At 67.9% G+C, this 12,137-nt stretch carries 16 protein-coding genes; 4 read left to right on the forward strand and 12 right to left on the reverse strand.

Annotation, left to right across the window (positions count from 1 at the left end):
- Window positions 1-3: 3 nt before the first annotated feature.
- Complete coding sequence (locus ACYVDK_RS02660; protein ID WP_460517560.1) at window positions 4-432, reverse strand: TA system VapC family ribonuclease toxin; 429 nt, start codon at window positions 430-432, stop codon at window positions 4-6.
- 8 nt (window positions 433-440) lie between these two features.
- Window positions 441-725, reverse strand: a complete 285-nt coding sequence (locus ACYVDK_RS02665) for a hypothetical protein (protein ID WP_460517563.1) — start codon at window positions 723-725, stop codon at window positions 441-443.
- 133 nt (window positions 726-858) lie between these two features.
- Between ACYVDK_RS02665 and ACYVDK_RS02670 the strand changes: the two genes are divergently transcribed.
- Entirely contained in the window at window positions 859-2,370 is a 1,512-nt protein-coding gene (locus tag ACYVDK_RS02670) for a site-specific DNA-methyltransferase (RefSeq protein WP_460517566.1), read from the forward strand.
- A gap of 56 nt (window positions 2,371-2,426) precedes the next feature.
- The gene (locus ACYVDK_RS02675) at window positions 2,427-3,323 is read left to right on the forward strand and encodes an SGNH/GDSL hydrolase family protein (RefSeq protein ID WP_460517568.1); all 897 of its coding nucleotides are present in this window, start codon (window positions 2,427-2,429) and stop codon (window positions 3,321-3,323) included.
- Between the two features lie 171 nt (window positions 3,324-3,494).
- On the opposite strand, the gene ACYVDK_RS02680 is transcribed toward ACYVDK_RS02675, so the two are convergent.
- The 7 genes from ACYVDK_RS02680 to ACYVDK_RS02710 all read right to left on the reverse strand — a co-directional run bounded on the left by ACYVDK_RS02680 (window position 3,495) and on the right by ACYVDK_RS02710 (window position 9,719).
- Window positions 3,495-4,169 (reverse strand): pentapeptide repeat-containing protein, encoded by a 675-nt coding sequence (locus ACYVDK_RS02680; RefSeq protein WP_460517571.1) that lies wholly within the window; start codon window positions 4,167-4,169, stop codon window positions 3,495-3,497.
- Window positions 4,170-4,581: 412 nt separating this feature from the next.
- Entirely contained in the window at window positions 4,582-5,898 is a 1,317-nt protein-coding gene (locus tag ACYVDK_RS02685) for an aspartate kinase (protein WP_460517574.1), read from the reverse strand.
- A 249-nt stretch (window positions 5,899-6,147) separates the two neighbouring features.
- Window positions 6,148-6,543 (reverse strand): type II toxin-antitoxin system VapC family toxin, encoded by a 396-nt coding sequence (locus tag ACYVDK_RS02690; protein WP_460517577.1) that lies wholly within the window; start codon window positions 6,541-6,543, stop codon window positions 6,148-6,150.
- Window positions 6,531-6,983: a FitA-like ribbon-helix-helix domain-containing protein gene (locus ACYVDK_RS02695; protein ID WP_460517579.1), complete on the reverse strand. Its 453-nt coding sequence runs from the start codon at window positions 6,981-6,983 to the stop codon at window positions 6,531-6,533. Before ACYVDK_RS02695 ends, ACYVDK_RS02690 begins: the two co-directional genes overlap by 13 nt.
- The gene (locus ACYVDK_RS02700; protein ID WP_460517582.1) at window positions 6,934-8,214 is read right to left on the reverse strand and encodes an MFS transporter; all 1,281 of its coding nucleotides are present in this window, start codon (window positions 8,212-8,214) and stop codon (window positions 6,934-6,936) included. Before ACYVDK_RS02700 ends, ACYVDK_RS02695 begins: the two co-directional genes overlap by 50 nt.
- 75 nt (window positions 8,215-8,289) lie before the next feature.
- Window positions 8,290-8,799, reverse strand: coding sequence for a MarR family winged helix-turn-helix transcriptional regulator (locus ACYVDK_RS02705; protein WP_460517585.1), 510 nt, complete (start codon window positions 8,797-8,799; stop codon window positions 8,290-8,292).
- A gap of 53 nt (window positions 8,800-8,852) precedes the next feature.
- The gene (locus tag ACYVDK_RS02710; protein WP_460517588.1) at window positions 8,853-9,719 is read right to left on the reverse strand and encodes a sigma-70 family RNA polymerase sigma factor family protein; all 867 of its coding nucleotides are present in this window, start codon (window positions 9,717-9,719) and stop codon (window positions 8,853-8,855) included.
- Between the two features lie 95 nt (window positions 9,720-9,814).
- Between ACYVDK_RS02710 and ACYVDK_RS02715 the strand changes: the two genes are divergently transcribed.
- Window positions 9,815-10,333, forward strand: a complete 519-nt coding sequence (locus ACYVDK_RS02715; RefSeq protein WP_460517591.1) for a carboxymuconolactone decarboxylase family protein — start codon at window positions 9,815-9,817, stop codon at window positions 10,331-10,333.
- Between the two features lie 58 nt (window positions 10,334-10,391).
- On the opposite strand, the gene ACYVDK_RS02720 is transcribed toward ACYVDK_RS02715, so the two are convergent.
- Complete coding sequence (locus ACYVDK_RS02720) at window positions 10,392-10,685, reverse strand: Wadjet anti-phage system protein JetD domain-containing protein (protein WP_460517594.1); 294 nt, start codon at window positions 10,683-10,685, stop codon at window positions 10,392-10,394.
- Complete coding sequence (locus ACYVDK_RS02725; RefSeq protein ID WP_460517597.1) at window positions 10,682-11,224, reverse strand: type II toxin-antitoxin system VapC family toxin; 543 nt, start codon at window positions 11,222-11,224, stop codon at window positions 10,682-10,684. Before ACYVDK_RS02725 ends, ACYVDK_RS02720 begins: the two co-directional genes overlap by 4 nt.
- On the opposite strand from ACYVDK_RS02725, the gene ACYVDK_RS02730 reads away from it, so the two are divergent.
- Window positions 11,187-11,615 (forward strand): type II toxin-antitoxin system VapC family toxin, encoded by a 429-nt coding sequence (locus tag ACYVDK_RS02730; protein ID WP_460517600.1) that lies wholly within the window; start codon window positions 11,187-11,189, stop codon window positions 11,613-11,615. The two genes, ACYVDK_RS02725 and ACYVDK_RS02730, sit on opposite strands and share 38 nt — an antisense overlap.
- Window positions 11,616-11,658: 43 nt before the next feature.
- Here the strand turns inward: ACYVDK_RS02730 and ACYVDK_RS02735 are convergent, their stop codons facing one another.
- Entirely contained in the window at window positions 11,659-12,072 is a 414-nt protein-coding gene (locus ACYVDK_RS02735; RefSeq protein WP_460517603.1) for a (deoxy)nucleoside triphosphate pyrophosphohydrolase, read from the reverse strand.
- Window positions 12,073-12,137 lie beyond the last annotated feature (65 nt).

Genomic DNA, 12,137 nt, shown 5'->3' on the forward strand with positions numbered 1-12,137 from the left:
CGCCTATCGGCCTTGGAGCGGCGACTCCACCGTGAGCTCCTGGAACCGGGTGAAGTCTCGATCGAGCGTCACCCAGGTTGCTCCGGCCTCGATGGCGACGGCGGCATGCATGCAGTCCGCCACGAGGTTGCCCTTGGCGTTGCCATTCGCGCAGAGGCCGACGAAGATCGACCACGCGCTCGCGCCGGGCAGAACCACTGCCGTACCGGACGCGTCGCGCAGAGCGGACGCCTGGGCCAGCGCGAGCGACAGCGGCGTCGGCACCTCGAAGATGCGGGGGTGCGTGACGACGCGTACGAACCCCGCGAGCACGGCATCCGTCAGCCCGAGCGGGGCCGGCGCGTTCACGGCGTTCTCGAGCCACTCCGCCAGTTCATCGTGGTGCTGTGTTCCGGTGCGGTACGCACCGACGAGCACATTCACATCGACCATCCGCATGGTCAGCGGCCCCGACGCATCAGGTCTCGCTGGAGCGCGGCCCCATCGGTGGGCGCATCCGATTCCATCCGCTCGAGCAGCTCCGCGTTCGAGGTGAGGTCCACGCCGGGAAGCGCGGCGCCACCATCGAATGCATCCACCACGAAGGGCTCGCTGCCTGACGGGGCCTGCCCCAGCCGCTCTCGCAGCGCCTCCGCGATGAAGGAGGTCATCGTGCGCCCCTCGCCCGCCGCCCGTCGCTTCGTCTCGCGGTAGAGTTCATCCGGCAGCAATATGGTGGTACGCATACATATCAGCATACGCTCACCGTGCCGCTGTGCTGTGCTGTGCTGTGCTGTGCTGTGCTGTGCTGTGCTGTGCTGTGCTGTGCTGTGCGCAAGTGTCGTGCGCAGCCGAGCCGATTGAACCTGAGGAATCTTCGTGGATGTCTGGGATGCTCCGCCGGGCAGCCGACTCGCCGGCAATATCGAGGCGATCGCTCGCCTGTTTCCGCACGTGGTCGCCGAGACGGCCGACGAGGCGGGCGAGCGGCGAATGCGCGTCGACTTCGACCTGCTCCGGCAGGAGCTCTCCGGCGGTGCCGTCGAGAACTCGCGCGAGCGGTACGGACTGGAGTGGCCCGGCAAGCGTGCGGCGGCACTCTGCGCCGCCACACCGGCGACCACGAACCTGCGCGAGGCCGAAGACGAGTCGGTGGATGGGGCATCCACCGGGAACGTCTTCATCGCAGGAGACAACCTGGAGGCGCTGAAGCTGCTGCGGCAGACGCACGCCGGCACCGTGAAGCTGATCTACATCGATCCGCCGTACAACACCCGCAACGACTTCGTCTACAACGACGACTTCGGGCCGTCCCACTCCGCGTGGCTGAACATGATGTATCCGCGGCTGATCCTCGCGCGTGACCTTCTCACCGACGACGGCGTCGGATTCGTCAGCATCGACGGCAACGAGGTCGCCCAGCTCGAGCTGCTGCTGGCCGAGGTTTTCGGCGCCCGCAATGTGGTCGCCACGATCGTCTGGGTGAGCAACCTCAAAGGCCGGCAGCTCCCCGGCGGGGGCCCGGCGGGCACGCACGAATACATCCTCTGCTTCGCCAGGAACGCGGATGCCGTCGCCCGGTTCCGCGGGTCGGCATCCGATCTGCACGCCCTCATGCCCGCTGTCTACCGACGCCCCGGCTACGCCGTGAAGCACGACGGCAAGGGCCCGTATGTCACGAAGAACGAGCTCTACAACACCAACTCGCGGTTCAACGAGCGCACCGCGCCCACGATGGTCTTCCGCATCCACTACCAGCCGGAAACAGGCGAGGTGCGCGTCACCGACATCGACGACGACACGTCGTTCGAGGGCTTCGTCACCGCCATGCCGCACCCGAACCATCGCTCCGGGATCGACTGGCACGCCTGGCGCTGGAGCCGTGCTCGCGTGCTCGCCGACCGCGACGAACTCGAGTTCGACGCGAGCGGCGAACGCCTTCGCATCCGCACGAAGGTGCGAGACGTCGACGGCATGACGATGAAAGACGTCGTGATCGGGCCGAGCACGATGACGGGGCAGCGCGATCTGGACGATCTCGGCATGCACCACCTGTTCGACGCGCCGAAGCCGGTCGCCCTGCTCCGCACGCTCATGGCCGTGACCACGTCGGACGATGACCTCGTGCTCGACTTCTTCGCCGGCTCCGGCACGACGGCGCAGGCGGTCATGGAGCAGAACGCCGACGACGGCGGCCACCGCCGGTTCATACTCGTACAGCGGGACGAGCGCACGTCGCCCCGATCCGAGGCCGCCGCCGCAGGTTTCGCCACGATCGCCGACGTGACCGCGGAACGGATGCGCCGCGCGGGCGATCGCCTCCGCTCGCGTTCGGCAGGCGGCGGGCAGGTCGACACCGGGTTCCGCACGTTCCGTCTCGAGCCGCGCTGACGACTCGTCCAGCAACCGTCCACCCGCCTCCGGGATGCCCGCACTACCCTCGCAGGATGCGCAGGCGAACCCGAACGGCACGTGCGCACACCGCCTCGCTCGTCGCCGTGGCTCTGACAGTGATGGTCCTCACCGGATGCGCGCAGTCCGGCTCAGGAGGCCCCGACCACTTCGATGCGCCCAAGGCAGCTACGAGCAGCACGCCGACGCCGAGTCCGACCTCGACGCTGCGCACGGGAACGGCATCCGATCCGCTGCGCTACGCCGCGCTCGGCGACTCGTACTCGGCGGGCATGGGCGCCGGCGACGAGACCGGCCGGTGCCGCCGCAGCCCGCACGGATTCCCGCAGCAGCTCGCGAAGTCGAAGACGATCGTGCTCTCCCGGTTCGTCGCCTGTTCCGGCGCGACCACCTCGGATGTGCTCGAACACCAGATCGACGCACTCGACCCGCAGATCGATCTGGTCACGATCACGATCGGCGGCAACGACCTCGACGTCAGCGTGCTTCCGTCGGCCTGCGGGCGCGGCGAGACGGATGCCTGCAAGACGGCCGTGGCGACCTCTGTCGCGTTGCTGCACACGTTGGCGCTGAAGCTCGAGAAGACATACCAGGCGATCGCGAAGGCGGCGCCGCATGCGCGCATCCTGGTGGCGGACTATCCGCTGTTCTACGACCTGCCCGTCATCAACGAGAACACGCTCGGATCCGAGGAGCTGTCAGCGGCGATCGCCGTCGACACGGCCGTGGCGTCGCTCGACGCGACCATCGCGAAGGCGGTGGCGAAGCAGAGGGCGGTCGGCACGGACATCCGCTTCGTCGACGTGCAGTTCAGGGGTCACGGCGTCAACGCGAAGAAGCCGTGGTTCGTGCTCACGGGCTCGGACGCGTACCACCCGACCGCCGCCGGATACGCCCAGTACGCGAAGACGCTGGCAGCCCTCACCCACTGATCGGGCCCTGCGTATCGCCCCCCTTTACCGCGGGTCGCCCCGCTACCGCGGTCACCCCCCCTACCGCGGGTTGAGCTTGTCGAAACCCCCTCGCCGCGGGTCGAGCCCCGCCGCGGGTCGCCCCCTACCGCGGGTTGAGCCTGTCGAAACCCGCTCGCCGCACGGGGACCATCACTCCACCCTCAGCCCCAACTCACCGGCGAGCGCGGGCGCCAGCACCATGAGCTGCTCGAACGAGACTGTTGCACCCTTCAGCGACGCGATGCTGTGGACCGTGTCGATGTCCGCACCGCGAAGATCCACATCGGTGAGCCGGGCGTGGGATGCCTCCAGCACGCCGATCCTGCAGCCCGCGAACGCGACACGGTGAGCTGTCGCACCGCCGAGGTCGAGCTCGCCGATGGTGCAATCCTCGAACGAGACATCGATGAGCTCGGACGCCCGCAGGTTGACGAACCCGAGCTTGCAACCGTGCAGGCGAACCGAATTCCACGTGCTCTCGTAGACTTCGATCGCGCCAAGACGCGAGCTGAGCAACTCGACGTCGCGCCAGTCGGCACCCTGGGCGGCCAGTACGGATGCCGACACCCCGTCGAGCCGGGTCTCCCGCATCCGGGAGTCGATGAATTTGGCGTCGGAGAGGTCCAGCCCGACGAGCTCGCATTCCGAGAGGTCGATGCCGGGGATGTCTGCACCGGCCAGCGCGCGCGAATCCTCCCCGGGAGACACGAAGCGGAGCGTCTCGTGCGAGCGACGGGCGCGCAGCTCGGAGGGGTCGGCATCCGTCAGCCCCTCGAGCAGGACGGGGTCGATGCGAGGCGATTGCACTGTCTTGGCGCGCGGCATGGCGCGACCGTAGCACGAGGGTGCGACGGCTCCGATCCCGCGGGTGAGCCCCTCCCGGCGGGTGAATCCCTTCCGCCGGTTGAGCCCCTCCCGCCGGTTGAGCTTGTCGAAACCGCCCGGCGCCAGGGTTTCGACAGGCTCAACCCGCGGAACCACCCAACTCCGCGGTTTCGACAAGCTCAACCCGCGAAACCACCCAACTCCGCGGTTTCGACAAGCTCAACCCGCGAAACCACCCAACTCCACGGTTTCGACAAGCTCAACCCGCGAAACCACCCAACTCCACGGTTTCGACAAGCTCAACCCGCGAAACCACCCAACTCCGCGGTTTCGACAAGCTCAACCCGCGAAACCACCCAACTCCGCGGTTTCGACAGACTCAACCCGCGGGAGTACCGCCCCTCCAGCGGGACTACCGCCCGGTGCCTGCGTAGACGACGGCTTCGGTGTCGGAGTCGAGCCCGAACGCCTTGTGCACGACCCGCGCCGCCTCTGCCACCGTGTCGGCGCGGGTGACGACCGAGATGCGGATCTCGCTGGTGGAGATCATCTCGATATTGATGCCGGCCGTGTAGAGCGCGTCGAAAAGCTTCGCAGAGACGCCGGCGTTCGACCGCATGCCCGCGCCGACCAGAGCGAGCTTGCCGATCTGGTCGTCGTACTGCAGCGACTGGAATCCCACGTCCTGTTGCTCGGCACGCAGCGCCTGCAGCACCTTCTGCCCGTCGCCTTTCGGCAGCGTGAACGAGATGTCGGTGAGGCTCGTCGCCGCCGCCGACACGTTCTGCACGATCATGTCGATGTTGGCGTTGGTCTTGGCCACCACCTTGAAGATGTAAGCAGCCTTGCCCGGAACATCCGGCACGCCCACGACCGTGATCTTGGCCTCGGTCAGATCGGTGGCCACGCCGGCGATGATCGGCTCTTCCACTGTGTTGCCTCTTTTCTGGAGCTTCTCCTGCAGCGCCGCGAGCTTCTCGGCGTAGTCGTCGGAAATCTCGTTCAGCACGTATGTGCCCTCGCCGTTGTTGAACGACGAGCGCACGTGCAGCGTCACGCCGTGGCGACGCGCATATTCCACTGCGCGTATATGCAGCACCTTCGCGCCCGCCGCGGCCAGCTCGAGCATCTCCTCGCTCGTGATGTGATCGATCTTGCGGGCGAGCGGAACGACGCGCGGATCCGACGTGAAGACTCCGTCGACGTCGGTGTAGATCTCGCACACGGATGCATCCAGCGCGGCAGCCAGCGCCACGGCTGTGGTGTCCGAGCCGCCGCGTCCGAGAGTGGTGATGTCCCTCGACTCGCGGCTGAAGCCCTGGAAGCCCGCGACGATCACGATGGCGCCGTCGTCGAGAGCCTCCCGGATGCGCCCGGGCGTGACGTCGACGATGCGCGCGGCCCCGTGACGGGCATCCGTGATCATGCCGGCCTGGCTGCCGGTGAAGGATCGGGCGTCGTACTCCATCGACTTGATCGCCATCGCCAGCAACGCCATCGAGATGCGCTCGCCCGCGGTGAGGAGCATGTCGAGCTCGCGCGGCTCGGGAATCGGCGTCACCTCGTGCGCGAGGTCGACCAGCTCATCCGTCGTGTCGCCCATGGCGCTGACCGCGACGACCACCTCGTTGCCCGCCTTGCGCGTCTCGACGATGCGCTTCGCGACACGTTTGATGCTCTCGGGGTCGGCGACGGATGATCCGCCGTACTTCTGCACGATCAAGGCCACGGAAGACTCCTGAAGGGTGGGATGCACCAGTCGAGTAGATGGGGGCGGGCGGCTGCCGCCGTCTGAGCTGGTATCCCAATTCTACGTATGCGCCGGATCGTGCTCTGCGCGTGTTACGCCGCGTCGGCGGTCGAACCACGCGGGCGCGTTTGCCTGTGCGCGGCGGGTTCTCGATCCAATGCTTCGACACGAACCCGACGGCGACTCCCATCACGATGTCGTCTGAAGAAGGGCGGAGCGGCGAGCCCGTCAGGGCAGGACTTCGACGGCACAGCGGATGCCCGGAGCGTCCGCCAGTCTGCGATCCGTCGTCACCAAAACCGCGTCTGCCAGTTCGGCCACTGCCACATAGCTGGCGTCCGTCGACGTCAGATTGTGCCGGAGCGCCCACACGCGATCTGCCACAGTCTCCCAAGAGCTGTACGTGGCGGGGAATTCCATCAACAACTCGAACTCGGCGTCCTGGTCGGACAGGGTCGTACGCCTTTTCACGCCGAGTTTTCGAAGGACGTCGGCCACCTCATAAGGCATGACCGCGGGTTCGAAGTACTGAACCTCGTGATCCGGCAACACCCGAGCCGCGCCGCCACTGATGGCGTCAACGACCGCGGAGGCATCCAGCACCAGCCGCTTCATTTCGACCATTCGCCTTCGACGCGCTCGAGAAGGAGTGCCTCGCGTTCGGCACGGTCCTCCTGGATCAGTTCCCCGATCTCTTCGCCAGTCAGATCGAGCCGCGAGCGCTGCGCGGCGTGCCGCCGCGCACGGTCGAACCACTCCTCCACCGTCGGCTTGTCAGCCAGATTGCGGAGTTCGCCCTGCAAGTACTCCTGGAGCGACTTTCCCTGTCGCTTGGCCCTGGCCGCGAGCGCATTCCGCACGTCGTCGGGCACGGACCGGATCGTGATCGTCACAGGCATGCCTCCATTCTGCGCCGCATGCATGCGTTTTGCATGCACCGATCGCATCTCTTCCAAGTGAAGCCCGAGGCGTGCGCCGTCGCGTGTCGAGCATCCGAACCGGTGGAGTGTGGGCTCAGCGCTCCATTGGGGAGGGCGAGACCTCGTTCTCCCGCTCCGCGGCATCCGCGCGCCAGGAGCGCAGGCTCGGAATGGCCGCGGCGATCACGCCGGCACCGATCACGCATGCGAGCCCTCCGCTCACGGCCGACACTGCACCAGAGGTTGCGGATGCCACCATGCCGGCCCGCAGATCGCCCAGGCTGGGACCGCCGGCACCGACGAGGAAGTCGAGCGAGTTCATGCGGCCGCGCAGGGCATCCGGAGTCGATCGCTGCACGATGGTGCCGCGGCTCACCACGGTGCCGGTGTCGGCCGCGCCGGCGATCACGAGGCCGAGAAGTGCGAGCGGCAGCCATCCGCTCAGCCCGAAGAGCGCGATTCCCGCGCCCCAGACCGCGCAGCAGATCACCATCACGACGCCCTGCCGGGGCTGCCGGGTGATGCGTCCGGAGAGCACTCCGGCGAGGATGCCGCCCAGTCCGACCGCGGGCAGCATGAGCCCAAGGGTGATCGGCGACCCGCCGAACCGTTCGGCGTTGATCACCGGGAACAGCGCGGTCGGAATGGCCAGGACCGTGGCGTTGAGGTCGGCGACGAATGCACCGACCAGCACGGGAGTGCGCACGAGGTAGCGCAACGCGCCGAGAATGCCGCGCTCCGACTTGCCGCCTCCTGCCCCGCGTTGCGGCTCGCCTACCGCCTTCGGCAGACTCGCGATCCCCCAGAGGGCAGCGACGAACGTGACCGCGTCGACGACGAGGCAGATGCCGACTCCCAGGCTGTCGACGAGGAGACCGGCCACGAACGGGCCGGCGAGCATGGCGAACTGCGACGACAGGCGCATGAGCGCAAGGCCGGCGCCCAGGCTCTCGCCGTCGAGCAGTCGCGGTGCGAAGGTCTGGGCCGAGGGAACCGAGATGGATGCCAGCCCCGCGCCGACGCCCATGAACGCGTACACGATCGGCACGTTCGCGACGCCGACGATCACGAGCATGGCCAGCGTGGCGGACGACGCCATCTGCGCCAGCCGCATGGTCAACAGGAGGGTCCGCCGGTTCATCCGGTCGGCCAGCGTGCCGCCGAGCAGCCCGCAGACCGCCAGCGGCACGGCGCACACGACCCCCGTCAGCCCGACGAGCGCTGCGGAGTGCGAGAGCTCCCACACGTAGTAGAGCAGGGCGAACGCGCTCAGCTGGCTGCCGAAGCTCGAGATCGTGGTGCCGATCCAGAACGATCGGAACGCCGCGATATCACGCAGCGGACGGATGTCGACGACATGCTCCCGCAGGCTCATCGCGCTACCGCCCCTGCCGCCGGCCCCGCAGCGACCCGAAGGACCGCGCGTCGAAACCCGCCGAGCGACCCCCTCTCAATCAGCGGCCTCACCAAGGTGCCGCAGCACGCGGTCGGCGAACGACTCTCGGTCCAGCGCTGCGTCCATCCCGGCTGCGATCACGTCGAGATCCACTCCCGCTTCTTCTGCCACCTCACGAACGGCCGCCTCCGTCGCGTACCATTCCCGCCAGAAGACCGAAGCGACCTCCTTGCCGCGCGGGGTGAGCGAGATCACGCGACTGCGGGCATCCGCTCCGGGTTCGGACTCGACGAGACCCGCCGTGCGCATCGCCGAAACGGACTGGCTCATGGCGGAATGCGTCACCCCGCACCGCTCCGCCAGGTCACGGATGCTCGTGTCGCCGTCATCGAGGAACATCACCGCCATGCTGAACCGCGGTCGCACCCCCTCGATGCCCATACGCTCGTAGGCCTCCGCGATGCCCGAATCCATGCGCTGTCTGACCGTCTTCAGCGGGCGCATCGTGCTCGGCAGCTCGGTCACACGCTGCGGTCGCGGCTCTGGCTCGCTCGAGGATGTCACAGCGCTAATATAACAGCCCTGTTGGACCATGCAAGGCCAAGCACTGACGCTCCTCACGCCGGCAGACGGATGCCCGCCAGCCGCTCCCCCGAGTACACGTCGATCCCGATCACGCGGCCCGCGTCCACACGGAACGCCATCAGCGACACCGGCCGCTCCTCCACCGTCACCAGCACGCCGGCCAAACCGTCGATGAGCACGGGACGCAGCGCGGCGCGCGGGGTGGCGAACATGAGTGCGCGAGACGCGATCTGCGAGCCACCACGCACGATCGCCGTCGCCGAGCGCCCGTCGTCGGCCCGCAGCGTGGCATCCGGAGCGAGAATCGCGACCAGCCGGTCGAAATCGCCGTTTCGAGCGGCCTCGAAGAAGGCATCGACGAGGCGACGACCGCTGGACGCGCCCGAAGCATCCACACCGTCATCCGCCCGCACGCGCCTTCGTGCGCGGCTGGCCAACTGGCGCACTGCCTCCGGCGAGCGCTCCAGCAGCTGTCCGATCTGCTCGAACGGCACGTCGAACGTGTCGTGCAGCACGAACGCGACGCGCTCAGCGGGGCTCAGCCGATCGAGCACGAGCAAGAGCGCGGTCTCCACGGCATCCGACAGCTGAGCGGATGCCTCAGGGTCGCCCGCCGCGTGCGCCGGCTCGACGATCGGGTCGGGCAGAGTCTCCTCGTACTCCGTCTCGCCGCGAGTCGCGCGCGATCGCAGCAGATTGAGACAGACGCGGGACGCGGCGGTGGTGAGCCATCCGCCGAGGTTGTCGATGTCGTCACCGCCCGTGCGGGAGAGCCGCAGCCACGTCTCCTGCACGGCGTCGTCGGCCTCGGCATCCGAACCGAGCATGCGGTAGGCGAGGTGATGCAGGCGCGCGCGGTGCCCCTCGAACTGCGCAGCCAAGAAATCCTGGTCGGTCATGTCACGTTTCCTTCCGGTCGCGGGTCAATACTGGCGTCCCCGTTATGACCGCCGAAATCGCGGCGGTGTGACATCTCATGAAAGAGGAGAACACCATGACCGACACCACGCAGCTGCAGCAGGCCCCCGCCGCTTCCGACGCCGACGCCATCGTTGCGGTACGGGCGCGCATGCCTCACCCCGCATTCCTCCTGGAGGGCGGCATGGATGCACTCGCTGCCATGAACAAGGTGGCGGCATCCACCGACATCCCCGAGGTGATCCTGCACCTGGTGACACTGCGGGCGAGCCAGATCAACGGATGCTCGTGGTGCACCGTCGAGCACACCCGTGAGCTGCGCGAGGTGGACGGCACCTCGCACGAGCGCATCGCCGCCGTCGCCTCCTGGCGCGAGGCGCCGTACTTCACCGCCCGCGAACGCGCCGCGCTGGCCTTCACCGAGGCGGTGACGCGGGTGGCCGACACGACGGATGCCGTGCCGGACGAACTCTGGAACGAGGTCTCCGCGGTCTTCAGCAAGAAGGAGATCGCTGCGCTGCTGTTCTCGATCGGCACCATCAATGTGTGGAACCGCATCAACGCGGCCATCCGTCAGCCCGCCGGCAAGCGGTGACGGATGCCCGTGGCCGGGCGTCGTGCGTTTGCGGCGGATCGCCCGGCCACGATCCCGGTCACACGAGGGCGCGACGCAGCATGGCCGAGGCGTGCGGCCACGGCACCCGCTCCTGCTCCAGGCGCACGTCTCTCTCAGCGCGAAGGCACGCCACCGTGCGCTGTTCGGCCTCCGTCAGCCGGTGCAGGCCGACGTGCGAAGGAACAGGCTCCGGCACCCAGAGGTCATGGTGCGCCAGCAGTGCCGGCTCGTCCATCAGCAGGCTGCGCGCGTGCGGGTGGCTCGAGCGGAACTCGTCGAGAAGCGCGAGGGTTCCATTGCCGAGCGCCGAGTCTTTCGGCGTTCGGGTCATCGGAGCGTGTCTACCGTTGCGATCCCGGCGGGCCGCCACGCGGCCAGCAATTGGCGGTCGCCGGAAACGGCGACGAGATCGGTCGAGTTCGTGGAACGTGCGGAGGCGCAGTGCAGGGCGTCGAATCCCCGCAGCTTGAAGCGCTCCGCGTCCTGTGCCGCATTCCGGGCCAGAAGCTCATCGACCTCGACGACCGCCACTCGATCCCACATTCCCTCGAACACCCGTTGGGCGAATCGAAAGTCCGCCTTCGTCGTGACCCCTCGACGTCGTGACGCCGCGAGCGCGGAGGCGACTTCGACATAGGTGACCCGACTGCTGACCAGGTCGTCCGCATCGCGCCAGATCCGGGCTGCGTTCGGGGTCGCCGGTCCTCGATGAGCAGCGGGACGAACCGGTGAGCCTGGTCGACAGCATCCGGCGGTACTTCGGCGACGATCCTGTTGCGCTGCCCGAGCGTCGGCGCTCTGATGAAACGCAGCGCGCTGTCGAGTTCGGCGCATGATCGTTCTCGACACGAACATCGTCTCCGCCCTCATGGCCGGGGAATCCGCGATGGATGCCTGGCTGGCCACGGTCTCACCGCCCGACCTCTATACGACGACGGTGACTCGGGCGGAGATCCGCTACGGAATCGCCCGTCTGCCTCCGGGCGAGCGTCGGCACGGCCTTCAAGATCGCGCCGACGCCTTGTTCGACGAGATCCGCGATCGAACACTGCCCTTCGATGTGCGTGCCGCCGATCTCTATGGCGAGATCGTCGCCGTACGCGAGAGTTCCGGTCGACCCATCGGCGTTCTCGATGCGCAGATCGCCGCGATAGCCCGGGTTCGGCACGCCAGCGTCGCCACGCGCAACGTCGCAGATTTCGATGCGTGCGCAGTTCCGGTCGTGAATGCGTACGCGCACGCGGAGACGGGACAAGGCTGACGTCTGCCTCCAGCCGCATCCCGCGTATCGAGCAGCCGCCGGCTCACGATCCGGAGGCATCGGATCCGGCCACGAGCAGCGCCACCGCCGCCCGATCCGGCTCCGGCCACTCGAGTTCGCCGAGCCGGTCACGACGGATCCACCGGATCTCGTCGTGATCCGTGCTCGTGGTGGGTGCGGCATCCGTCAGCGTCGTCCAGTAGCAACTGAGGTCGACGAGCTTGCCATTGACCGGCGTGGCGCCGCGATGCAGCAGTTCGCCGACGCGGATGCCCACCCCGAGCTCTTCGCGGATCTCCCGCATCAGCGCGTCCACCGCCGACTCCCCCGGCTCGACCTTGCCGCCCGGGAACTCCCACAACCCGCCCGCCTCGCGCTCCGCGTTGCGGCGGCAGGCGAGCACGCGGTCGCCGTGCACGATGACCGCAGCGACCACGTGGACGGTTGCACTGTGCATAGGTCGATCTTGGACCAGGAGGATGCGCCTCGGGCGTGGATCGTGTGCCCTCCCGTCGCCGACGG

The organism is Humibacter antri, assembly GCF_054777235.1.

Excerpts from the sequence above, each read along its gene's own strand:
- ACYVDK_RS02735 (WP_460517603.1), bottom strand. The coding sequence starts at position 12,072 with ATGCACAGTGCAACCGTCCACGTGGTCGCTGCGGTCATCGTGCACGGC.
- ACYVDK_RS02695 (WP_460517579.1), bottom strand. The coding sequence starts at position 6,983 with ATGCCGCGGAGCGGGAGAACGAGGTCTCGCCCTCCCCAATGGAGCGCT.
- ACYVDK_RS02690 (WP_460517577.1), bottom strand. The coding sequence starts at position 6,543 with ATGGTCGAAATGAAGCGGCTGGTGCTGGATGCCTCCGCGGTCGTTGAC.
- ACYVDK_RS02660 (WP_460517560.1), bottom strand. The coding sequence starts at position 432 with ATGGTCGATGTGAATGTGCTCGTCGGTGCGTACCGCACCGGAACACAG.
- ACYVDK_RS02680 (WP_460517571.1), bottom strand. The coding sequence starts at position 4,169 with ATGCCGCGCGCCAAGACAGTGCAATCGCCTCGCATCGACCCCGTCCTG.
- ACYVDK_RS02720 (WP_460517594.1), bottom strand. The coding sequence starts at position 10,685 with ATGACCCGAACGCCGAAAGACTCGGCGCTCGGCAATGGAACCCTCGCG.
- ACYVDK_RS02715 (WP_460517591.1), top strand. The coding sequence starts at position 9,815 with ATGACCGACACCACGCAGCTGCAGCAGGCCCCCGCCGCTTCCGACGCC.
- ACYVDK_RS02710 (WP_460517588.1), bottom strand. The coding sequence starts at position 9,719 with ATGACCGACCAGGATTTCTTGGCTGCGCAGTTCGAGGGGCACCGCGCG.
- ACYVDK_RS02665 (WP_460517563.1), bottom strand. The coding sequence starts at position 725 with ATGCGTACCACCATATTGCTGCCGGATGAACTCTACCGCGAGACGAAG.
- ACYVDK_RS02700 (WP_460517582.1), bottom strand. The coding sequence starts at position 8,214 with ATGAGCCTGCGGGAGCATGTCGTCGACATCCGTCCGCTGCGTGATATC.
- ACYVDK_RS02675 (WP_460517568.1), top strand. The coding sequence starts at position 2,427 with ATGCGCAGGCGAACCCGAACGGCACGTGCGCACACCGCCTCGCTCGTC.
- ACYVDK_RS02730 (WP_460517600.1), top strand. The coding sequence starts at position 11,187 with ATGATCGTTCTCGACACGAACATCGTCTCCGCCCTCATGGCCGGGGAA.
- ACYVDK_RS02725 (WP_460517597.1), bottom strand. The coding sequence starts at position 11,224 with ATGAGGGCGGAGACGATGTTCGTGTCGAGAACGATCATGCGCCGAACT.